The 22836-nt window shown below is 44.2% G+C and carries 22 protein-coding genes; 12 read left to right on the top strand and 10 right to left on the bottom strand.

Going from position 1 to position 22836, the window contains the following annotated elements; all coding sequences use genetic code 11:
• Positions 1-11 precede the first annotated feature (11 nt).
• Positions 12-2354: a YdbH domain-containing protein gene (locus ACP7H9_RS01910; RefSeq protein WP_439222123.1), complete on the bottom strand. Its 2343-nt coding sequence runs from the start codon at positions 2352-2354 to the stop codon at positions 12-14.
• Positions 2355-2761: 407 nt separating this feature from the next.
• Between ACP7H9_RS01910 and ACP7H9_RS01905 the strand changes: the two genes are divergently transcribed.
• The gene (locus tag ACP7H9_RS01905) at positions 2762-4072 is read left to right on the top strand and encodes a TPR end-of-group domain-containing protein (protein WP_439222122.1); all 1311 of its coding nucleotides are present in this window, start codon (positions 2762-2764) and stop codon (positions 4070-4072) included.
• A gap of 5 nt (positions 4073-4077) precedes the next feature.
• Here ACP7H9_RS01905 and alkB read toward each other — a convergent pair whose 3' ends face one another.
• The 6 genes from alkB to ACP7H9_RS01875 all read right to left on the bottom strand — a co-directional run bounded on the left by alkB (position 4078) and on the right by ACP7H9_RS01875 (position 7753).
• Positions 4078-4731, bottom strand: coding sequence for a DNA oxidative demethylase AlkB (gene alkB / locus ACP7H9_RS01900; RefSeq protein WP_011234495.1), 654 nt, complete (start codon positions 4729-4731; stop codon positions 4078-4080).
• On the bottom strand, positions 4731-5339 hold the full coding sequence (locus tag ACP7H9_RS01895) for a GNAT family N-acetyltransferase (protein WP_011234496.1): 609 nt from the start codon (positions 5337-5339) through the stop codon (positions 4731-4733). The genes alkB and ACP7H9_RS01895 overlap by 1 nt, the downstream gene beginning before the upstream one ends.
• Entirely contained in the window at positions 5323-5853 is a 531-nt protein-coding gene (locus tag ACP7H9_RS01890) for a cytochrome b/b6 domain-containing protein (protein WP_011234497.1), read from the bottom strand. The genes ACP7H9_RS01895 and ACP7H9_RS01890 overlap by 17 nt, the downstream gene beginning before the upstream one ends.
• Before the next feature lie 22 nt (positions 5854-5875).
• Positions 5876-6166 (bottom strand): PepSY domain-containing protein, encoded by a 291-nt coding sequence (locus tag ACP7H9_RS01885; RefSeq protein ID WP_011234498.1) that lies wholly within the window; start codon positions 6164-6166, stop codon positions 5876-5878.
• A 75-nt stretch (positions 6167-6241) separates the two neighbouring features.
• Complete coding sequence (locus ACP7H9_RS01880) at positions 6242-6760, bottom strand: acyloxyacyl hydrolase (RefSeq protein ID WP_439222121.1); 519 nt, start codon at positions 6758-6760, stop codon at positions 6242-6244.
• Between the two features lie 108 nt (positions 6761-6868).
• On the bottom strand, positions 6869-7753 hold the full coding sequence (locus ACP7H9_RS01875; protein ID WP_439222120.1) for a LysR family transcriptional regulator: 885 nt from the start codon (positions 7751-7753) through the stop codon (positions 6869-6871).
• An 80-nt stretch (positions 7754-7833) separates the two neighbouring features.
• Here ACP7H9_RS01875 and ACP7H9_RS01870 point away from each other — a divergent pair, with 80 nt between their 5' ends.
• The 3 genes from ACP7H9_RS01870 to ACP7H9_RS01860 are packed head-to-tail and all read left to right on the top strand — an operon-like array spanning position 7834 to position 10239.
• Positions 7834-8481, top strand: coding sequence for a LysE family translocator (locus tag ACP7H9_RS01870; RefSeq protein WP_243734867.1), 648 nt, complete (start codon positions 7834-7836; stop codon positions 8479-8481).
• A gap of 59 nt (positions 8482-8540) precedes the next feature.
• Positions 8541-9425: a 6-carboxytetrahydropterin synthase gene (locus ACP7H9_RS01865; RefSeq protein ID WP_439222119.1), complete on the top strand. Its 885-nt coding sequence runs from the start codon at positions 8541-8543 to the stop codon at positions 9423-9425.
• Positions 9418-10239: a M23 family metallopeptidase gene (locus ACP7H9_RS01860; RefSeq protein ID WP_439222118.1), complete on the top strand. Its 822-nt coding sequence runs from the start codon at positions 9418-9420 to the stop codon at positions 10237-10239. The genes ACP7H9_RS01865 and ACP7H9_RS01860 overlap by 8 nt, the downstream gene beginning before the upstream one ends.
• Here the strand turns inward: ACP7H9_RS01860 and ACP7H9_RS01855 are convergent.
• Positions 10236-12005, bottom strand: coding sequence for a M61 family metallopeptidase (locus ACP7H9_RS01855; RefSeq protein ID WP_439222117.1), 1770 nt, complete (start codon positions 12003-12005; stop codon positions 10236-10238). The genes ACP7H9_RS01860 and ACP7H9_RS01855 overlap by 4 nt on opposite strands.
• Positions 12006-12081: 76 nt before the next feature.
• On the opposite strand from ACP7H9_RS01855, the gene ACP7H9_RS01850 reads away from it, so the two are divergent.
• From ACP7H9_RS01850 to ACP7H9_RS01835, 4 genes are read left to right on the top strand one after another with little or no spacing between them, the layout of a single operon-like run.
• Complete coding sequence (locus tag ACP7H9_RS01850; protein WP_439222116.1) at positions 12082-12771, top strand: flagellar brake protein; 690 nt, start codon at positions 12082-12084, stop codon at positions 12769-12771.
• The gene (locus ACP7H9_RS01845; protein WP_011234506.1) at positions 12771-13865 is read left to right on the top strand and encodes a sensor histidine kinase; all 1095 of its coding nucleotides are present in this window, start codon (positions 12771-12773) and stop codon (positions 13863-13865) included. Before ACP7H9_RS01850 ends, ACP7H9_RS01845 begins: the two co-directional genes overlap by 1 nt.
• Positions 13862-14680: a LytR/AlgR family response regulator transcription factor gene (locus ACP7H9_RS01840; RefSeq protein WP_153849091.1), complete on the top strand. Its 819-nt coding sequence runs from the start codon at positions 13862-13864 to the stop codon at positions 14678-14680. The genes ACP7H9_RS01845 and ACP7H9_RS01840 overlap by 4 nt, the downstream gene beginning before the upstream one ends.
• A 2-nt stretch (positions 14681-14682) precedes the next feature.
• The gene (locus ACP7H9_RS01835; protein ID WP_439222115.1) at positions 14683-15528 is read left to right on the top strand and encodes a DUF6279 family lipoprotein; all 846 of its coding nucleotides are present in this window, start codon (positions 14683-14685) and stop codon (positions 15526-15528) included.
• Here ACP7H9_RS01835 and pyk read toward each other — a convergent pair.
• The gene (pyk, locus tag ACP7H9_RS01830) at positions 15525-16955 is read right to left on the bottom strand and encodes a pyruvate kinase (protein ID WP_439222114.1); all 1431 of its coding nucleotides are present in this window, start codon (positions 16953-16955) and stop codon (positions 15525-15527) included. The genes ACP7H9_RS01835 and pyk overlap by 4 nt on opposite strands.
• A 103-nt stretch (positions 16956-17058) precedes the next feature.
• Between pyk and msrB the strand changes: the two genes are divergently transcribed.
• Positions 17059-17460 (top strand): peptide-methionine (R)-S-oxide reductase MsrB, encoded by a 402-nt coding sequence (msrB, locus tag ACP7H9_RS01825; protein ID WP_034820836.1) that lies wholly within the window; start codon positions 17059-17061, stop codon positions 17458-17460.
• Here the strand turns inward: msrB and ACP7H9_RS01820 are convergent.
• Positions 17442-18248, bottom strand: coding sequence for a DUF2989 domain-containing protein (locus ACP7H9_RS01820; RefSeq protein WP_439222113.1), 807 nt, complete (start codon positions 18246-18248; stop codon positions 17442-17444). The two genes, msrB and ACP7H9_RS01820, sit on opposite strands and share 19 nt — an antisense overlap.
• A gap of 138 nt (positions 18249-18386) precedes the next feature.
• On the opposite strand from ACP7H9_RS01820, the gene ACP7H9_RS01815 reads away from it, so the two are divergent.
• The 3 genes from ACP7H9_RS01815 to ACP7H9_RS01805 all read left to right on the top strand — a co-directional run bounded on the left by ACP7H9_RS01815 (position 18387) and on the right by ACP7H9_RS01805 (position 22750).
• Complete coding sequence (locus ACP7H9_RS01815) at positions 18387-19832, top strand: glyceraldehyde-3-phosphate dehydrogenase (protein ID WP_439222112.1); 1446 nt, start codon at positions 18387-18389, stop codon at positions 19830-19832.
• 67 nt (positions 19833-19899) lie between these two features.
• The gene (locus ACP7H9_RS01810) at positions 19900-21027 is read left to right on the top strand and encodes a M14 family metallopeptidase (RefSeq protein WP_439222111.1); all 1128 of its coding nucleotides are present in this window, start codon (positions 19900-19902) and stop codon (positions 21025-21027) included.
• Positions 21028-21073: 46 nt separating this feature from the next.
• Positions 21074-22750: an alanine/glycine:cation symporter family protein gene (locus ACP7H9_RS01805; RefSeq protein ID WP_110013103.1), complete on the top strand. Its 1677-nt coding sequence runs from the start codon at positions 21074-21076 to the stop codon at positions 22748-22750.
• Positions 22751-22836: the final 86 nt, after the last annotated feature.

Below are 22836 nucleotides of genomic sequence, written 5' to 3'. Positions count from 1 at the left end.
CCATCCCCTGATTAATTGATTTTTTGCTGTACTCGTTTACGGATAACATCGTTCAGACTGTTGCTTATTTGCAGTCCTTTTATCAATGCGGGTAAGTCTTCTTCTAAGCTTACGTTAAGCTCAACCGGACGTCCATTTTCAAGCTCAGGGTTCGAGCCTTTTAGTTGTACTGCTAAGGTCAATTTACCATTGTCATTATAATCAACGGTCGTAGACAGTTGATTATAATAGAAGTTACCCAATACGCCTGCCAAAGTTTGTAAGCTGGGGTTACTGCCGGCAAGTTGAACCAGAGCGGACGAATCTACCTGCAGGTGACCACCGGGCGCCAGCGCATCCAGATAACCTCTTTCTACGGTTAAATCGTTGGAGTCCCAGTAAACAGGGATGGTTCCTGAAACCTCACCATCTATGGAGATTTTGTTGCTTGGATATTGACGCATGAGTTCACCCAGCGAAATTTTTTCGAACACAATGGGCAGTGCAAAGCTGTCGGTTAAAGAGTAACGCTGGTTGGGAATGCTTATGCTGCCACCAAGAGCTTTAATGGTGTGACTGGTTAAGTCGAGAGTGGATTGCATAGGTTGTTGAAAGGGCAGTTGGGCTCTAAATTCAGCGGTGATTGGCCCCAGCGCAAAGCCTTGTTGCACGCTGCCAATGTGGAGCTTTGCATTATTCATATTAAGTTGTTCGTTATTGGCGGTGAAACCAAAATCAATATTGCTATTAACCACCGATAAAGTATCAAAAACCCAGTCACCTTTTTGAATCTCTAACTGCCCGTTGTCGAGGCGCCAGCGGTTATTATTTATGGAGTAAGCTACATCTGTCTGGCCGCTAATAGCCGCTTTACTGACAATAAGTTGAGGCATCATAGTTGCTAGCAGGGCATCCAGTTGTGGAATTTGCTGCCAGTCGAATTTCGCAACTTCAATTTTGCTTTTCAGCTGTTCAGAATTAACCTGGCTATGGTGCGCCACTTTTATATGGTCACCGAGTACGAGGTCGCCGTCACTTGTCAGTTGCTGCTGTTGATATTGAAATTTACTGTCAAAAACGGCTTCGAGGTTCCTTATGGAGTCGAAGTTAATCGCCTTGCTGTGAATATTAAGGTCAAACTCTGCAAGCGCATTCTCAGGTTCGGAGTACGGATAATAAATTCTATTGAAACTCAGTACGGCCGAGGCGTCGTTGTCTAAAGCTTTAAGCTCAATGCGGGTTGGTTCAGTACTATGGAATTCGGCAGCTGTGGTCGAAACTGTTCCGGAAAACTTCGATATGAGTTTGCTTATCGTCATTGATTGCCCGGCAACAGGAAACTCAATGGTATCTGCACTTAGTTGTGCATAATCTAATTCAAGTGAGTTAAATTGCCATTGTTTTTGCTGTACCGATAACTCAGACGCGAGGCGAATTGTCTCGTTTTTTTCACCTTTAGCTACAGCATTTAGCTTTAGAGGCCAACGGGCTTTATTAACAGCCTGCTTAGCATTGAGCACTGAAATACCCAAACTGTCATGGCTGTTCAGCTCCCAAGACAACGACAAAAAATTTAGTGGTAGATCGGAATCGATTAACGACGCTAAGTTTTCAGTATCACCTTTCAGCTCGAGCTGATAAGAGTCCATAATACCCTTATTCAAATTTAGCTGAAATTCACCTGTTGCTGTTGTGGTACTGCTGGTAATTTCTATTAAGGTGGGTTGCGCAATTGACACGACAAGCTCGCCGGACAATTCAGCTACAAGGCTCTCCAATGTCGCTGACTCAATATAAGGTGAAAGATTACCGTTCCACTTTGCATCAACCGACACTGGTTCAGTAGTTACCTTGTCTGCAAATTGCTGTGCCGCTAAAAGATAACTGCCGCCGGCTTTAAGCTTTCCTGAGTTGTAATCATAATTAGCTTGTAACAGAGCGTTGTCGTAGCGAGCTTTTAATTTTATCTGGCCACCTTGCCTAAAAATTTTCAGAGCAGCGACAAATGGCTCCTGGCTATTGAGCTCTAACCGCAACGGATGCTTGTTTATCAGTGAAAGACTTGCAGAGACGCTTTCAGGCAACAAGCTGCCTTTCAGCTGTAACGACTCAATATCAATGCGTTCTGGTAGTAATGCAGGCATTTCCATTGAGAATATCTGCGCGAGATTTATCGCTGTGACGGGACTGGTTCCGGTCGATTCGGGTAAGGAGTCTATTGTTGCTTCCAGCCTTTTAATAACAATGTGGCTGGCAGTCAGTTTGTCAAATTCCACTTCCCAGTCAGTGACACCAGCAGATTTCAGCTGTTGATTTAAGTAGAAGTAGCCGAACAATGCTATAGCAAATGCAATGAGCAGAAGTGTGAGAAGCATGGAGCTGCCGAGTGATATTAACCGCCATAGCTTCATTTAGATATTAGTCCTTTTAATAAACGATGCTCTTTAACTTGCTGTTTTATAACTATAGTTAGCACGGATGAACCCTTCAAGGCAAAACCAACTTCGCGGCCTCTCTTTAAAAGCTTTTCACTTGAGCTGGTTAAAAAACAAACAAAAGCTTTACCTTCATTTAATTTCGATTATGATAACTATCATAATTATAAAAAGCGCTGACTGCAGGCATTTCGTCATTATTGGTTCTAGCTTCTAGTCAGAAATTGCACTTTGAAAGTTAAAGTTCTGTAAAGCCTCTTTTATACGCTGAGTTACGCAGATAGTCTAAACGCTGTCTATTAATTCACCATTAATGGCTTTTGAATAACTTGCGACAGGAGCTATCCGTGAGCACTATAACCAATACAGCAGTCAATGTGACGCCGGATACCCCGGTGTTTATGGGGTGCAGTAAACCTCTGGAAAGTGATGTTCAGTTTAGCTATTTTTTTAATGGTTGTTTTATCTATTCGTATAATCATACAACTGGGCATTGCACTTGTTTTACAGAGCTCGATGTCGCAACCGCTACGGTGAAGCCTTTTGGACTGGTTGATAAACACTATGTCGTCATTGGCGATAAGCTTTTTCGCTCACCAGCACAAGCTAAGAAAGCCCACAGTGTATTACCCAATGTGAATGCCGCAAATGACAATAAAGTTGATGAACGTGTACCGCTTCCGAAAGCCGAAAATTTATCACCTATAAAGTCGTTAGCTTTAATTGAGCGTTGGTTTAATGAAGACTTCGATGTGAAGTGGGAAACCTATCAGGAAAGCCCTGAGTTCTATAATCTTATTCAATACTATCTGGCTCTTTGCTGTAATGCATACAAAGAAAAGCCCGATCAGGCATTTCTGGATGCAGGAGTTCAGGTTTACTTAAGCATGGCGCAATTCAGTTGGTTAACCCCGTCTATTTTGCACAACGCCGCGTGTGTGTACTGGTTAGCCGGAGAGCAGGACAGTGCCCTTGACTGTATTGAGCTTGCTTTAGATTTTCGTTACACCGGCATGGAAAGCCTTTTACATGATGAAGATCTCGATGGTCTTAAAGAGCACCCACGGTTTCGTTGTCTGTCGAATAAGTACCAGGCATTAAAGCCGAAATTTAACTATGTTACGCCGGAGCTTTTCGAAGCCTTTGAGAATTTTGCGGTGCAGCAGTCTGACTCATTCGTGCGGTTTATGCGTGGCCATTTATTAAAAAACTTTAGGTTCTATGATATCTCTGAACTGAGTGCTCGAATTGATAGTTGCGAAAACGATGATGAGCGTGAATACTGGCAACGTCTGGCATCATTCAATAATAACTATTTATACAATTATATGCTGATGGAGGAGCCTATGGATCTGTTAACAGAGCAGGGTAAAGCCAATTATCAGTTGTTTCAGCAATACCGCCATTACCGGGTACTTAATCCTTTAGTTTTTGCCAAGGTAGCAGAGCAGTTGTTTCATCATGCTCATTATTGGGGCAGTCAACATCACGGCTTTTTTAACCAGCGCGATAGCGCTTTGCTGCAACAAAGCTTTCAGCTATTTCAGGAGTTTCACGTTGCGACAGAGAGCCTCTGTAGTGAAAAGCGCAATGAACTTATGGCAAAAGCAAAAGAGTACGATATTTTCAATTACATGGAAAAGTTGGGGAGCTGCTGATTGAGTTAACCAGCCTGACGTATAGTCAAATTTACTCTACAGCGTCCGGTTAACGGGTGCATAGCCTCCTTAAGCTGTTGAACTCCGTGATATCTCAAGCGATCTTTTCCTCCCCAGACAAGCGCATCAGCATGCTGAAGACTGAACTTCTGATACTTATCAGAACGCTTAAAACCGCCCCACATAAAGGTTATAGGTAACCCGAAAGAAAATGAGACGATGGGCTTTGAGAAATCGGCTTCGTTTTTATCCTGATGGAGCCCCATTTTTGCGCCTGGCGTGTAAACGTTGATGAGACAAGAGTCTGGCTGAAAATTCTGAAAACCGGCTAAGCGTGAGACCTGCGTTGCTTTTACTAAAATACTCTGGGGAATGTCGGGCCATGGCTGACCTGTTACAGGGTCGATATTCTGATAGCGATAACCGTGTTTATCGCTGAGCCACCCGTAACTTCCGCAACTGCTACTTTTTACCGACATTTTATGGCCTGCAGGGGTTGCTAAGTGACGCAGCGGTGATTGCTTTAAAACGCCACGGATATCATTGAGCAAAGCTTCATCATCCGCCAGCAAAAACTGGTGAAAAAGGGTAGCTTGCTCACTTATTTCGGTGCTTAATGGTTCAGAACCATCGTTGGCAAAGAGGTCAAGAGACGACATCAGTTTTCCCAGAGTGAAAGCGTCATTAGCAAGCGGTCCTGGCCTGGCCCTAAATAGTCACGCACCGTTTTGGTGGTGTTAAAACCAAAGCTCCGGTAAAGCGAAACTGCTGAGGCGTTGTCTGGCGCGACACTAAGCTCCATTTGTTTATAACCAAGGCTGCGCGCAAGTGCTATGGAATCGCTTAATAGCAACTTGCCCAGTCCCTTGCCCTGGAACATTTTCCCTACCAATAACGACATAAGAGATACATCAGAGTCTGAAACCGGAACCATTAAACTATAACCTGCCGTTTTTTCTCCCGCCTTTAGAGTTAAAAAAGTGTGTGGCCATTGTCTTAATGCCTGATAGAAAAAGGCCGCAGAATAAGCGTCATTTGAATAAAGCTGTTTTTCTAAAAATGCAATTTTGGAAATGTCGTTATAGCTGGTATTGGCTACTGTAAAATCGCAAGGCTGCGCATCTGTCGTTGCAAGGGAACCTACGCATAAACGGCAGTCATCTTCATGAGGCGCAGATGCCTCAACGTAACGCAGCTTATGAGAGGACTTCTCCCTGTTACTGGAGACCTGATAAACACGTTCTCGCTTTTTATTTTGCTCGGTCATGGTGTTTGGTTCGGCGTTTGCCGCTGATCATAGGACGAATAAGCTCTATTTTACCAATATATGCGGTAACAACTACCGCTATGATATGAATAATAACCAGAGCAAAAATGATGTTGGCAGAAACAAAATGAACGGAGGTTAGAAAACTGTCTCCATAGAGTGCATTGATTTCTTCGCGGAGGAAGCCAGTAATAGCTTGCAGTAAGAATAAAGCCAACAAAAAGAACACCATAAGCCCACCGAGTGGGTTATGACCCTGACCCTGATTTACTTTTCTGTGGCGAAGTTCTGCGACGTGTTCTTTAATTCCGACAACAGAAGGGAGGAAATTATGGAAGCGTGCATTTGGCGGCCCCGTAAAACCCCAGATGATCCTTATAATAACTAAGGTTGCGGCAGTATAACCCACGGCCTGATGAAAACTGCCTCCGGGTTCAAGCCAAAAGTAATTGAGACAAAAACACAGCACCAACAACCAATGAAAAGTTCTGATAAATCTATCCCAAATGATCATTGGTACTGCCTTCCTTACTGAGTTACTCGGTTTCTTGCTTGACGATACTGCCATCTACAGGATTAAAGTAAATTTCCACTTTCTGTTTACTTTTATCCTGACCGTAGATTTCGTAGCAATTTCCGTCAGTTACCTTAAACTCATTAATCTCGTAACCTTGTTCTTTCAACGACTGTTGGAACTGCTCTTGATCCAGCCAGTTTTCCTTCGGTTCCATAGTGCACTGTGTGGTGCCTGATTCAGGGCCTCCGCAAGCGGTGACAAATAAAGCACTGGCTGCAATTGTAGATAATTTAATAAGTTGGCTTTTCATAAGACCTCCATTTTAACTAAAACTTAGAATCAAATGTAGCAACTCCAACTGAATAACGCTAACGCTCATCAAATATTAAAATGGCAAAACCCAGCTCATCCATAAAAAGTCCAGCCCGTCATTTGGGCGCTTAATGTCAGCATTTGAGTAGTGTGTATATCCCAAAGCAATGCGAGCATCAGAACTTTGGCTGTATTGCCACGAAAGCGATACGCGATCTTCAAACTGGAATTGGGTTGATAAGCGTCGATTACCGATCCGTGTTTTGTCAAAGTAGCTGCCGCCAATGCCGGCTTCAATATAAAGCGGGCGTTCAGCTCCTGCTACATGCCAGGAAAGAATCGGGCTAATTGTGAACGCAGTAATATTGTCCGCTGTATTATTTGAGTCTTGCCAGTGGTTTAAGGCCGCTTCCAGATGAACGTCAGGTGAACCTATCCAACTTGGCAACTCAATGGGTAAGTCGGTTACCCGGTAACCAGCCCTTACGCCTCGTAGCTGATCTGTAGAATAGGCGCCGGCAACATGAATCTCGTCAGCGAAAGATGAAAAACTCGATATTATTAGTACAACCAGTGATGCTCTTAACCACATATCACTCTCCAATAACCAAAAAGGGGTGATATTTTACATACAAACATGAATGTATGTAAATTGGAAAATGAACTTTGGCTAACTGACTGCGCGTTTTTTAGTCTTTATTCAAGAAATAATCATTTGCAGCCATTTTATGAACGCTACCAGGGCTACTGGCTGCCTCTGTCGTTTTCGATAATAGATGCTTAGCGGATACTGACAGGGCTGTGCGGAGTCGTTATAGACTTTTAAATTAGACAGTCCGGGCGTAATAAGACTACTGTCAATTAATGCTACGGCTTGTTCAGCGGATGATAAGTCCAGTGACATTTGTACATCATTGCAGTGAATAATGCGTGTGGATTTCAATTGTTGACTGTAGGTCTTTAACATTGCCTGATGATCAGGGTTTTCAGGGTTTATTAACCAGGGCAGCAGGAAAGGTGAGTCATTGGTTTTAATGGCTGAAACCGGAACCATATGATTTTTCTTTAGCGCAATGGACTGAATGTGCTTGTCTGTGATTTTTCCATAACCAATGGCTAGATCCCAGCTTTGATGCTGTATTGCTGAAGCCATTTCTGCGGCGCTTTCATTAATAAAGTACTCATTGCAACGGCTGAAGCTAAGTTGAATGTGCGGATACAGAGAATGAAAATCGGCAAGCTTTGCAGCTAACCAAAAGCGCAGTCGCTCAGAACTGATTGCGACGGTTAACTGGGTTGTTGTATTGTCACTGAGATTTCGGGTGCGCTCGATGGTACGCTCTAGTTGCTCAAATATTTGCTCAATTTGAGGGGCTAGTTCTAGGCCGACAGGAGTGAGCGAATGAACCCGGTTGTCTCGCTGGAATAAACGAACTTCGAGCTGTTCTTCCAGGGTTTGTATTTGTCGGGTGACGGCAGACTGAGTTACCCCAAGCTCTTGCGAGGCTTGTTTAAAAGAGCCACTTCGGGCGGCGACATCAAACACTCTCAATGCATTTAGTGAGGGGAGTTTAGTGTTTTTCATGTTGATTAATAGTAATCTGTAATTAATAAAAAGTAACTTTGATTCTGGCATCTAAAGTTGAATTGCGCAATAAGGAGTTTGTGTTGTCTTACTGGAGTGAGTTTTTAACTATCGCTTTGATCCACCTGTTTGCGGTCGCGAGTCCGGGGCCTGATTTTGCGGTGGTTTCACGTTATAGCCTGAGTTTTGGTCGTAAGGCAGGTTATTGGGTGAGTTTAGGTGTGGCATCAGGAATCATTATTCATGTTACCTATTCACTTATTGGTGTGGCGCTGATTATTCACCAGACCGACTGGCTCTATCAGACTTTACTTTGTGCCGGTGCACTTTATTTAGGCTTCATTGGAACTCAGGCCATTAAAGCTAAACCCAGAAAGGATATGTCCGATAGTGAATTGGTTGCTACCCAGCCGCGTAAACGGAAAGCGTTTATTGTCGGTTTTATTACTAATGGCTTAAATGTAAAAGCGACTATTTTCTTTTTAACTTTATTTACTACTATTATTGCCCCGGAAACGCCTTTTGCTATCCAGTTTGGTTACGGTATTTATCTAATTGTTGCGACGGGCCTGTGGTTTTTATTCCTCACCTGGTTGCTGACTCAACCGCGCATTTTTAAAACACTCTGGCATTACAGCCATTGGGTGGACCGTACCATGGGAGCTGCTCTTATTTTATTGTCGTTAAAATTATTGTGGGAATGGGCAAACCTGATAGAGCTTATCTGATAAAGCGTTTCAGGTTATACTAGTTACAGTTACCGAAGAAGAGATGAGAAAAGCTCACTATGCAGTTATTTGTGAATGATTTGACCGTTATTGATTGCTCTTACTTATGCCCGGAAAGGGGGATAGTTGGTGAGAGCTGGATTGTTGATATCGTGCTGGATGGCGCGTTAAATGAGCAATCTATGGTGCTGGACTTTGGTCGGGTTAAAAAGCAGGTTAAAGCCATTATCGATAACTCGGTTGACCATAAATTGGTTGTACCGGCAGAGCATTCGTATACAAAAGTAACGCACAACTCTGATGACAGCGCTAACTGGGTCGATTTTCAGCGCCCGGAACAAGGTTCTATTCATCTGTTTTGCCCTGCCGATGCCTTTGCCTTTATCGATGCAGATGTTGTTTCCATGGAGACAGTAACGGACTACCTGAAAGCCGTTATAAAGCGCGAGTTACCGGTTAATGTTGAAGGTCTGCAGCTGCTTCTGAGACCCGAAAATATCGACGGTTTTTACTATCACTACACACATGGTTTGAAAAAGCACGACGGTAATTGCCAACGTATTGCTCATGGTCATCGTTCAAAAATTCAAATTCGACTGGATAATATTCGCCAGCCTGTGTTGGAAAAAGAATGGTCAGATAAGTGGGAAGACATCTATCTAGGCACTACCGAAGATGTTCGTTCAAAGAAAGAACTGACTCTGTCCGAGGCTGCAACGTCTGCAACCAGCGACTCGACTCATACCTATTACAGCTATGTTGCCGACCAGGGACTGTTTGAGCTTATTGTTCCGAATGCAGAGAACTTTGTTATAGAGACAGACTCAACAGTTGAGTGCATTGCAGACTTTCTCGCTGCAGAAATTAAATCTAAGCATGCGGGTCAGGCTGTAGAAGTTCGCGCCTTCGAAGGGGTAGGAAAAGGAGCAATTGCCTATGCGTAAAATGATTGTTGCCGCTGCTTTAGCGCTGTGTTCGGCGAATGTGGCCTCAGCCGATGAGTCTTTGCCGTTAGAAATAAAAGGCTCTTTGACTCAGGGGGCTTTAATTCTGGCTAAATCTGAGCCAGGTGTTACTGCAACACTGAACGGCGAAGCTCTGCAGGTAACCGAGCAGGGGTATATTGTTTTTGGTTTTCCGCGCAAGGCTGAATTAGAAAACACCTTAGTTGTTAGTAAAGGCGATAAAACTATTACTAAAGAGCTCAAACTGGAGCCTCGTGAATACAAGATTGACCGTGTCGATGGTGTACCGCAAAAAACTGTTACACCAGACCCTGAGCAGGTAAAACGAGCCAGAAAAGAAGCGGAAAAAGTTTGGGTAGCCAGACAAAAAGAAACCACACGAACGGACTTTTTGACTGCAATTACTAAGCCCGCCGAAGGCCGTATTAGTGGTGTTTACGGCAGTCAGCGAATTTTTAACGGCGAGCCCCGAAACCCGCACTATGGGCAAGATATAGCCGGGCCAACAGGAACTCCGGTTAAAGCGCCGTGGCCGGGCGAAGTTGTTCTGGCTGAACCTGATTTATTTTACTCAGGCGGTACCATCATTATTGAACATGGCTATAAAGTGAATACAACATATTTGCACCTGAGTGAACTGCATGTCGAGGTTGGTGACAAAGTAGAGCAGGGCGATTCAATTGGTGCTATAGGTGCCACAGGCCGTGCTACGGGACCTCACCTGGACTGGCGGGTTAACTGGGGAAATGAGCGGTTAGACCCTGCGTTACTTCCCCAGCTTTATCAGGATTAACCGGAAGGGGTTAACCAGCCTTTCAGCTTATCTGGTTGTTCTACGCTTAAGACATAGCTGCTTTTAGCGGGTTCTTGCCAGGTAAGCTCCAGTGTCATTAGCTCGTCCCGGCGAAACGCATGAATTGTCACCGTGTCTCCGGGAATATAGCGCTCCAGAATTCGTTTAACCGACTGCTCAGTGGCCTGCAAATGATCAATTGCGATGATTTTGTCGCCTGCAGAAAGACCTGCGTGATAAGCGCTTTCATCATGATACACATTAAGAACGTCCAAACCCTGCGGTGATGCTTTGTACTTAGCCCCAAAGTTGACACGCGCAGGCTGTTCTGACGCTTTTCCACCGACGCTGTTATCATCAACGGGCACCTGTTTTTGAACCATAACGCCAAAGTTTTGCAGTAACTCCACAAGCGACAGCGATTCTTTGTTGTATAAAGCGTCTTTTAGGAAGTCCGAAATATCAATGCCCGGATACTGGTTTAGCCAATTAATGACTGTGTCGTCGGCTGTACCAATAGATGTTTTACCAAACTCATGCCAAAGCTCTTTCATGACTCTTGCAAGCGTCAGTTTATGGTCGGATTGCAGACGCAACATGAGATCGAGGCTAAGTGCTATTAATGCACCTTTCGCGTAATAGCTGACAATACTGTTCGGCGCATTCTCGTTCTGCTGATAAAACTTAGTCCAGGCCAGAAAGCTCGACTCTGTTACGCTTTGTTGGTATTGCCCGGCACCACGCTCAACCCGCGATAGAGTGTCACCCAAAAGCTTTAAATAACGCTTTTCGTCAATAATGCCGCTGGTGTGCAAAAGGTAATCGTCAAAGTAGGATGTCATACCTTCGTAGAACCAGAGTTGCTCAGTGTACGACTCTTTCTCCAACTGATAAGGAAGAAAAGCCTTTGGTTTCAGAGTTTTAATATTCCAGCTGTGGAAGTATTCGTGGCAACACAAGCTCAAAAAGGTTTGATAGTTGTCATTCATTTCGTATTGATGAGCACTGATTAAATCTTTACGGCTGCAAAGTAGTGCGGTTGAATTTCTGTGTTCGAGTCCGCCGAAACCATATCCTACCACCATGGTCAGGAAGGTATAAGACTGAAAAGGTGCTTCTTCAAACAGGCTAATCTGAGTTTCGCAAATTTTGGCTAAATCTGCCGTTATGCGCGAGGTGTCAGCATAATGGCGGCCGCTTAAGACCAGAGAGTGCTTAATGCCGTGAGCAATAAACTCCTCAATGGTTAAGTCTCCAATTAAAAAAGGATAGTCAATTAGCGCATCATAATTATCGGCTCGGAAGCATCCCCAGGAATGTGGTTGCCCACTTTTTCGGGGCATCCCGGTCGCGACCTTCCACAGAGGGGCTTCTGGCGGCGCATGCAAGTGCAGTTCACAGGGAAGGTCGGTTTGTCCCTCAACTGCAAGACACAGGCTGGTATTATTAAAGAAACCCTGAAACTGGTCCAGATAAGCCGAACGAACCGATAGGTCCCAGGCGTATACCTGATAGTGCACAGTAACAGGATGCTTCGAACGAGCCAGTTGCCAGCGGTTCTTACTTATTTGCTTAACCGGCAGGGAAAGGCCGTTACTCTCGGCGTGTAAACCAATAATGTGCTTACTAAAATCCCGTATTAAATAACTGCCCGGAATCCAGTTAGGTAACCAGAGTTCCTGCTCATCGTTCGTTTGTTCAATAGTGAGAGAGACATTAAATAAATGCCCATGTAAATCGATGGGTGTTATATCGTAAGCGATCAAGATACTCTCCTTTGCTTGACACAGCCTGACAACTAGCGATCATAGTAACATATTGATTCATCGCAAAGAGACCCCTATGCCAAGCAAAATTTCGCAGCTCGTCACAGGTCAGAAAATAGAAGTTCAACTGTCCAATTCGAACGTTCCGGCTCGGTTTTATTCGGAGTTTATTGGCGCGGTTAATGAGCGTTGGGTCATCGTTAATATGCCCGACGCGCGTAAATACAATGACATGCGTGATCTTTTGCAGGAGAAAACACCGGTTATTGTCCGCTTTGTTCTGGAAAACGAAAGTGGTGAAATTTGTGCGTTTCGCAGTGAAATAAGCTATGTCATCTCACACCCGACGAAAATGCTTTTTATTATGTGGCCAAATCAGATTGAGCATCGGATTATTAGAAAAGGGCGTCGATTTGACGCCTTTTTACCTGCTTCAGTCTCAGGGCAGTCGGTAAAAGGCGAGGAGAATACTTTCAGAGGACACGTGCTGGATGTCTCTGAAAGTGGGTGTCGCCTAAAGCATGAAAAGCCTGAAGGTAAAATAGACGAGCTTTGGGAAAATGGCAGCAAAATTGTTCTTAAAATAGAACAGAAAAATAACGTCGACTTAACCCTTAAAGCTATAGTCCGGCAGGTAAAGCAAGTGGATGACCAGCTTGAGTTAGGTGTGCAGTTTATGGGGAACCAGAAAGATGAGGTTAACTCTCTTTTCTCCGGAAGCCTTGTGGATATTGACGAGTTGTCGCGTTTAGAGTCCTCAACATAATGGAGAAACCGATAAAAACGCAGTGGCAACTATTGATGGATAACCGTAACCGGTTCTTTTGGTTGCTGCAGGCGGGAGGCTGGATAGGTTATGCGTTAGTAAACTACATAGGGTCACTAATGCATGAAATGCGGGATATCTACACCCTCATTATTATTTTGGGGGCGTATGCCGGCTTTTTGAGTACGATTCCGCTTCGCTATTTGTACCGGCGTATATGGGAGTTCCCCCCGGCGCTTATGGTTTTAATTGCCATTGTGGTGTCTTATGTTACCGCTGTAGCCTGGGCCATTGTTGATAACGCAACTTACTGGGAAATTTATAAATTCGGTTTTCGTCCGGACAGTCCCTTTTTCTATTTGAAAAACAGTTTGGCCAAGTTTTATATCATTCTTAGCTGGAGCGGACTTTATTTTGGTATTAAGTATTATCAGATGCTGCAGGAAGAGAAGCAAAAAGCGTTACTGGCTTCGTCTATGGCACATCAGGCGCAGTTGAAAATGCTGCGATACCAGCTCAATCCGCACTTTCTGTTTAATACCTTAAACGCAATTTCTACGCTTATTTTGCTAAAAGAGAATGAGAAAGCCAATTTGATGGTGAATAAACTAAGCCACTTCCTTCGTTTTTCTTTAGATAATGAACCGATTAAAAAAGTGACTCTGGAAAAAGAAGTGGATGCCTTGCTTTTGTATCTGGATATTGAAAAAGTACGTTTTGACGAGCAGCTTGAAATTGATATTCATTTGTCAGATGAAACCAAGAATGCTCTGGTTCCTAGTTTAATTTGTCAGCCTTTAATCGAGAACTCAATTAAGTACGCCATTTCAAATGTAGAAGGGGTGGGGAAAATCAGAGTTCGTTCCTGGTCAGAAAAAGAGAATCTGATTTTGGAGGTGTGTGATAATGGGCCGAAGATAGAAACAGACCCGGAAAAGCTATTCCGCAAAGACGGTGTCGGGCTTAATAACACTCGTCAAAGGCTTAAATCCTTATATGGCAAGCAGTATCGATTTGAAATGCTAAAGGGTGCTGAGAGCGGTCTTTGTGTTCGTATTACGATTCCGATGGAAATGTTGGAGAGTCAAAGATGAATCGATTGAAAACCCTGGTTATTGACGATGAGCCCCTCGCCAGAAAGGGGTTGGCTATTCGTTTACAGGCGTTTGAGCAACTGCAGTTAATGCCCGAGTGCAAAAGCAGCAGGGAAGCCGTCGATATCATTATCGAAAATAAACCTGATCTGATTTTTCTCGATATACAAATGCCCGGGCTTAATGGCTTTGAAGTATTAAAAGCTGTGCAGGAGAAGGGACATGAGTTGCCAGTCGTTGTTTTTGTAACAGCTTATGACACCTACGCTATCAAAGCCTTTGAGGTCAGGGCGTTAGATTATTTGTTGAAGCCCGTTGATGACGACCGCTTGGCTGAATGCGTTAACCGCGTTATAAGCGAGCATCAGACGGTTAACGACGAGCACCAGGAAAAACTGATCAGTTTAGTTGCGGAGGTAACCGGGCAAGATACGCATACTCTATTAGAGAAGCTGGCTTCAGGCGAAAGTATTACCGCAGACCAATATCCGGAATATATCGCTATAAAGGACAGCGGTGAGATAACCCGGGTTGCCGTCAAAGACATTAAGTGGATTGATGCCGCTGGAGATTACATGTGTATACATGCCGGTGACGATACCCACATTCTGCGACGCACAATGAAAGAACTGGAGCAGGACTTAAACCCTAAGCTGTTTCAGCGGGTTCATCGTTCCGCCATTGTTAACATTAAACAGGTTGAAAAGCTCTGTAACCAACAAAATGGCGAATATCATTTACAATTAAAAAATGGTCAAAAACTGAAAGTAAGTCGTAGTTATAAAGACCGTATTAAACAACTTATTCTGAGCTAATCATGTATCGACTGCTGGCAGTAATAACCTTTTTAATCCTGATAGCAGGGTGTACGGCGAACCTTGGCTACAAGTTTGCTGACACTCTGGTTGAGTGGAAAGTAAAGGATTACGTTGACTTAACCGGTGAGCAGGAAGAGCTGCTAGCAGAGAAAGTTGATGAAATGCATCTTTGGCATGCACAAACTCAGCTCCCGTTGTATCGAGATGAACTGAAAAACCTGAGAGATAAGGTCGATAAGCAGACGCTGAGCAAAAACGATATCAGCAAATTTGAAGATAAGCTCTGGACGTTCTGGGATAATGTTTTAGTACGAACAGAAGCCGAAGCGGGCTTATTAGCGACTCTTTCACTCAAACAACGGCAACAACTTATCCGTCGATTAGAAGAAGCGCAGGAAGAGCGTTATCAGCGCTTTCAGGACGACCAGGAAGAGAACCCGATACTAAGAAGGCTGGACCGCATTTCGGAAGTGGAAGAGGACTTAGAAGATATCATTGGTTCTCTAACTAAAGAGCAGGATAAGTTATTACGCAGCTGGGTGGCTGATTCTCCTGAATTACGTGAGCAATGGTTAAGCTATCGCTCAAATTGGTTAGGTGAATTTGAGAAAGCGTTGCTGAAGCAACCTGTAGATGAAAATCAATTATCAGCATTAATTCTTGACCCACAACAATTAAGAAGCGAAGAGCTTCAGCAAAAAGCGGATAAAAATAGCCAGCTTCGTAAAGAGTTCTTGTGGGATATGTATCAGAGCCTGACTGGGGAACAACGCAAAAAAGTGATAGAAAAGGCCGATGAATACATCGACCTTCTTGATTCTTTAATTAATGATTTTAACGATTAACGAACTTCTATCATCTTACAGGTATTACTTGAGCCCACGGTTTCCATTACATCGCCGTGGGTTAGTATGATTAAATCACCGGCTTTTATGTGTCCACTTTTTTTCACTACCTCAATAGCTTCAGTTATCGGATTACTGACACTAGTAGAATCGAAATCTATAGGGTAAACACCACGGTATAAAGCTGATTTGTCGCGACTTTGCGGATGGCGGGATAATGCAAATATCGGTAAATGGGAAGTAATTCTCGACATAAGCTTGGCAGTAAAACCGGATTCAGTTAACGCTATAATGGCCTTGACCCCATTCAAGTGGGTGGCTGCGTACATGGCAGACATGGCTGTCGCCTCGGTAATGCTGGAAAACATTTCTTCCAGATCCTGGTGGCGCAACTGAGCGGTTGGATGTGTTTCTGCACCCAGGCAAATTTCAGCCATGGCTTTTACGGTTGCTACTGGATGTTTACCGGCAGCCGTCTCAGCCGACAGCATTACGGCATCTGTACCATCCAGTACGGCGTTGGCAACATCCATCACTTCGGCGCGGGTTGGCATTGGGTTTTCAATCATCGACTCCATCATTTGAGTCGCGGTAATAACCACACGGTTTAGTTGGCGTGCACGCGAAATAATTTGTTTTTGCTTACCCACCAATTGCGCATCACCAATTTCGACGCCTAAATCGCCACGGGCAACCATAACGGCATCGGATGCTCTGATAATGTCATCTAATGCATGTTCGCTGGCAACGGCTTCTGCGCGTTCAATTTTAGCGCATAATACGCCTTGTCCACCAGCTTCGCGGAGCAAGTGCCGAGCCTGGTTAATATCATCGCCAGAGCGAGGGAATGAAACCGCCAGGTAATCTACATTGATTTCCGCTGCGAGCTTAATATCGGCTAAATCTTTTTCCGTTAATGCGGCAGCTGACAAACCACCACCCTGACGGTTAATACCTTTATTATTAGAAAGCACACCGCCAACGGTGACTTCTGTTTTAACCTGGCTACCATCAATCTCTTCAACTTTTAATTGAATGCGACCATCATCCAGTAAGAGAAGATCGCCGGGGCTGACATCTTTTGGCAAGTCTTTATAATCGAGGCCGACACGTTCCTGATCGCCGCTGTCTTTTCCAAGCTCAGCGTCTAAAATGAACTTATCACCGACAGCCAACGTAATTTGTTTTTGTTGAAAGCGGGCAACTCGAATTTTTGGTCCCTGCAAGTCGCCTAAAATGGCAATATGGGCGTTTAATTCCCGGGCAATTTTTCTGACCATGGAAGCGCGCTGCTTGTGATCGTCACCATTGCCGTGAGAAAAGTTTAAACGAACAACATTGGCACCCGCTTTTATTAACTCTCTGAGCGTTTCCTCAGAGTCAGTGGCAGGCCCGAGAGTAGTTACAATTTTGGTACGACGAAGCATGCAAAACCTCAGCAAATTTACCCATGAATTTAAGCTTAAGTTTAGCACATGGACTGTTACAGTAGTACGAAATTTAATTGAAAGATAAAGGAGTTAAGCAAATATGAGTGAACACGACTGGAGTAACAAAAGTGAACAGGAGTGGCGCGAAATATTAGGCGATGAAGCTTATTATGTACTGAGAGAAAAGGGCACTGAACGGCCGTTTTCCGGAAAGTATTTAAGCTGTGATAAAGACGGCGTTTACCGTTGTGCCGGTTGCGGTCAGAAACTTTTTGAAGCAGGACATCAATTTGATGCACATTGCGGCTGGCCAAGTTTTGATGAAGCCATAAAAGGCTCAATTGACTATGTAAAAGATTCAAGCCATGGCATGACTCGTACTGAAATACTCTGCAGTCAATGTGGTGGGCATTTGGGCCACGTATTTGACGATGGCCCAACAGAAACTGGACAACGCTATTGCGTTAACTCACTAGCGATGCGTCACGAAGACGATGAGTAGTAACCGCGGAATTTACCCTCTTCAATTTTATCGACAATCGCTTCAGCGCGATCATCCCAGTCGTCGTATTGGTCTTCGCTGGCATTAACAATTGATTTCATACTGTTTTTATCCAGGTTTTTCTGGCCGAACTGCCAGGCAACCTGGGACCAGACATAAGCTTCAGGACCATTACCTTCTTTTAAATACATAGAAACTAAAGTTGAAGGTATTTCAGGGTTTACTTTGTCATCGGGACGATACAGCCGGAGCGCGCTGTAAAGAAGCTCAAAGGTTTTTTCCGAGTCTTTCTTGGTATAATAGGTGGCTAACGCTAGTTTAAGTTCAGGCGTTTCCATTTTTTTGCTGCCCTCTAGTGCGAGAAGCTTATCCAGTGCTTCATGGTCGCTTCGGTTGGCCCAATGCCAGTATAGCCATAGAGGGTGTTCGGAATCGGCGGTCTCGTCAGCCAGCTTCTCTATATTTTTTCGTGAGTTAATAAAGGCCTCTAAACGATCCGACTGCTTCTGTTTTGATTTTGTCATTTCAAGTGTTGCAGCCAGCTCGATACATTTTGAGTACTTTTCCAGATCCCGCATGACGAAATACTGGTTTTCGCTCGTATCGTTTAGACTACGTTCATAACGACTGTAAATAAGTTCGCTACGTTCTACGTTGCACCAGTTATCGGTATTTAAATCGCTACAAATACCAGGAGTAGACTCGCAGATTTTACTGACTGACGGCTTTCCTTCCATACATCCGGTTAAAGCGAGAGCAGCACTTGTAATAACAATTTTTTTTAGCATAGATATCAACATTTTTTTTGTGAAACACAATTGTTCCGTAAAATTGGCTTCATGCCAAGCTTTTCAGTACAATATCGCGGTTTTTAAGCGTAGCACTTTATAAGCTCACAGACATTACCATAGAGGACAGGGCTCACTATGAACTCTAACCAGCAAGATCCAACCTTATCAAGTTGGCAGGAACGTCAGGAATTCGCCGAGCAAATGCAACCTTTGCTTGGGAAGTTGTACCGGAACTTCGGTGTTGAAATTTTGGTTTATGGCCGTTCATTACTGAACGTATCGACCATTAATATTATTAAGGCACACCGTCTTATTCTTCGCCACGAAGGGCAGAAAGTTCGTTTACGCGAAAGCTTTCCGTTCTTGCAGGCTATGGCAGAGCTGAAACTGTCCCCGGCTCGCGTTGATCTGGGCAAACTGGCCTATGGCTACTTGTTTGGAGATAAAGCTGATGGTTTGTCGGTTACAGATTACGTCAAACGTGAGTTAGCGGACATCATTGATTCAGAAGATAATATCGAACCTCGCGACGTGGTTTTATATGGTTTTGGACGGATAGGGCGCTTATTGGCTCGTCAGTTAATTGAACGTAATGGTGGCAACAATAAAATGCGCTTACGTGCCATTGTTGTTCGTGGCGGTCGCGATGGTGATTTAGAAAAGCGGGCAAGTTTACTGCGTCGTGACTCAATCCATGGTTTATTCAATGGTTCAATAACCGTTGATCACGATAGCCAGAGCATAAAAGCTAACGGTACCAGTATTAAAGTGATTTACTCTAATGGGCCGGACCAAGTGGATTATACCCAGTACGGTATTAATAAGGCGATTGTTATCGATAATACCGGTATCTGGAAAGATGAAGATGGCCTGGGTCTGCACCTGAAATCAAAAGGTGTTGATAAAGTGCTTCTGACGGCCCCGTCAAAAGGTGATATCAAGAATATCGTGTTTGGCGTGAACGATAAAATGATCGAAGATAGTGATAAAATCGTTTCTGCAGCAAGCTGCACGACCAATGCAATTACTCCTGTGCTCAAAGCAATAAATGACCAGTTTGGTATTCGTAATGGTCACGTAGAAACGGTTCACTCGTACACTAACGATCAGAACCTGATTGATAACTATCATACTGCAGAACGTCGCGGTCGCTCAGCGCCTCTGAACATGGTTATTACCTCTACCGGCGCGGCTAAAGCCGTTGCTAAAGCGCTTCCTGAAATGGCGGGCAAACTGACAGGTAATGCCATTCGCGTACCGACCCCGAATGTGTCAATGGCAATAATGAATCTGAACTTTGAAAAGTCGACAAGTCGCGATGAATTAAACGATTATCTGCGTCAGGTTTCTTTGCATTCAGAATTGGCTAACCAAATTGATTACACTGCTTCGACTGAAATCGTTTCTTCAGACTTAGTGGGTTCACGTCATGCTGGTGTAGTTGACTCTCAGGCAACAATAGTTGAAGACGACAGAGCCGTGCTGTACGTTTGGTATGATAACGAATTTGGTTATAGTTGCCAGGTTATTCGTGTGGCTGAAGCTATGGCCGGACTTAAGGTTCCTAATTTACCAAAATAATTGAAAAAGCGCCTGCGGGCGCTTTTTTTCTACTCACTTTCTCAGAAACAACACATAAAGGTGAAGTATGCATATCACTGCAAACTTTGACAGTGGCAATATTCAAGTTATCAGCTCAGACAATGCCGATAACATTCGTTTAGCTATCAAAAAAGATCATCAGTCTGATTTTTACCAATGGTTCCATTTTAAGCTGTTTGCTGAAGCCGGCGAAGAGCACGTGATGACGATTGAAAATGCATCTGACTCTGCTTACCCCGACGGTTGGAAAGAATACCAGGCACTTGCCTCATATGACCGTGAGACCTGGTTCCGGGTTCCGACGGAGTACAATGGCAAAGAGCTGACTATTCGTCATACACCAGAACAAGAAAGCGTTTATTATGCGTACTTCATCCCTTATTCGTATGAGCGTCACCAGGATCTGGTTCAATCAGCTCAACAGTCAATTGACTGTTATCACGAGCTATTAGGCGAAACGATAGACGGCCGTGAATTAAACTTATTGGTTATAGGTGAACCCGCTGAGCACAAAAATACCATTTGGGTGACTGCACGCCAGCATCCGGGTGAGTCAATGGCTGAATGGTTTATGGAAGGCTTAATTACACGTTTACTGGACGACGAAGATGGCGTTGCCCGTAAGCTGTTAGACGAAAACGTCTTTTACGTCGTACCAAACATGAACCCGGATGGTAGCGTTCGTGGGCATCTTAGGACTAACGCTGTTGGTACTAACCTGAACCGCGAATGGGCGGAACCAAGCCTGGAAAAAAGCCCGGAAGTTTTTTATGTGCTAAAACGCATGCAGGAAACCGGTGTTGATATGTTTCTTGATGTGCACGGTGATGAAGCTTTGCCTTATAACTTTGTCGCAGGCTGTGAAGGTATTCCTTCATATGACGAGCGCCATAAAGACTTAGAAGACACTTTCAAATCAGCCTTTTTAGCCGCAACTCCAGAGTTCCAGACGAAGTATGGTTATAAGCTGGATGAGCCCGGTAAAGCGAATATGACAGTCGCAAACTCTGCGGTGGGTGAGCGCTTCAAGTGTTTATCTTATACCTTGGAAATGCCGTTTAAAGACAATGCAGACTTACCTGACGAAGATTTCGGCTGGTCAGTAGCTCGTTGTCAGCGTTTAGGAGAAGATGTTTTAACCGCAATATTGGCAGTCTCACCAAAATTGCGTTAAAACTAGAGTTGGATCACAAAATAATAACAACAAAAGGGGGTCTTCCTTGGAAGCGCTCAACAATTTTTTGCTTTGGATAGACGGGTTTCTAGGCTCTGCAGCCTACTTCCCGTTTCTTTTGCTCGGTGTGGGATTATTTTTCTCACTGTATCTTGGTTTTCCTCAGGTACGCTATTTCAGACATGCCTGGAGAGTACTGGCAGGGAAATTCGATAAAAAAGACTCACAAGGTGATACCAGCCACTTCCAGGCCTTATCGACCGCGTTATCAGGCACTGTGGGCACCGGTAACATTGGTGGAGTTGCGCTGGCAATATTTCTGGGAGGCCCGGCGGCTATCTTCTGGATGTGGATGACGGCATTCCTTGGTATGACCACGAAGTTTGTCGAAGTTACCTTGTCGCATAAATACCGTGTCAAAACCGAAGACGGCACCATGGCCGGTGGCCCTATGTACTATATGGACCGCCGACTTAATATGAAATGGTTAGCGGTTATCTTTGCCATTGCGACTATCGTTAGTTCCTTTGGCACCGGAAATATGCCGCAAATTAATAACATTGCTCAGTCAATGGAGCAGACTTTTTCAATTGATCCGGTCTGGACGGGGGCTATCCTCTCTATTTTGCTGGCAATGGTTATTATTGGTGGCATCAAGCGAATAGCAGCGGTTACCTCAAAAATCGTTCCTATTATGGGAATTGTTTATGTTATCGGTTCTTTGAGCGTTATTTTCTTCAATATCGATAATATCGGCTCATCTTTCGCTTCTATTTTCACTGACGCTTTCACCGGTTCTGCAGCGGCAGGCGGCTTCCTTGGCGCCAGCTTCGCCTATGCGTTTAACCGTGGCGTAAACCGTGGCTTATTCTCTAACGAAGCGGGGCAGGGTTCAGCTCCAATCGCACACGCGTCAGCAAAAGCGAAAGATCCGGTTGCTGAAGGTTTGGTTTCAATTCTTGAACCTTTCCTGGATACCATCTTAATCTGTACCTTAACCGGTCTGGTTATTTTGTCTTCCGGGGTATGGACCGAGAAGTTTGAGAACAATTTCGCCAGAAGTGACCTCGATTTCGTAGTGGGTGAATACAACGACGTAGATAGTGAAGACCGTCAAGAGTTGTATAAATACCTGAACGGGATCGGTGATACTGAAATTAAACGCTTTTCAGGTACGCTGGATGTTGTAGATGGTAAAGCACAGACCAATGGTGAAATTACTATTTTGCATGCGCGCTCAGTCGCTGAAGACGTGCGTTTCATTATAGCAGGAGAAGACGCTTACAATGGTCAGGTTAGAATTGAAAAAGGTAATCTGATTAAAGAGGACATTGAAGTTGTTGGGAAATCACTGGTACATTCCGCGGCTCTGACCTCGTTGGCTTTTGCTAATGGGTATTTCGGAGACTACGGGCAGTACATTATTCCCATTACTCTGCTAATGTTTGCTTTTTCTACCGCAATAGCCTGGTCGTACTACGGTGACAGGGCGGTCGTTTATCTGGTCGGCCAAAAGGGAGTTATGCCTTACCGCATACTCTATGTCGCCGGCTTTTTCTGGGCGTCATTTGCAGATACCACTCTAGTCTGGACAGCCTCCGCCGTTGCTATTGTCCTTATGACATTGCCCAACTTACTGGGTATGATTTTGCTTCATAAGGAAATGAAATCAACGGTTAAGTCTTATTGGAAAGACTTTGGCGATGCCGACAAGAAAAAGTAACGTAATAACGGTCAATTAAAGCAAAACGGTCAACCCAAAGTTGGCCGTTTTATTTTTTATTCCCTCGCAATGCTTGAAATTGAGAG

The organism is Idiomarina sp. ST20R2A10 (assembly GCF_051842345.1).
Lineage (GTDB): Bacteria > Pseudomonadota > Gammaproteobacteria > Enterobacterales > Alteromonadaceae > Idiomarina > Idiomarina loihiensis.
The sequence above is the reverse complement of the archived record's forward strand: the minus strand, read 5'-3'. Positions and strand labels throughout refer to the sequence as shown.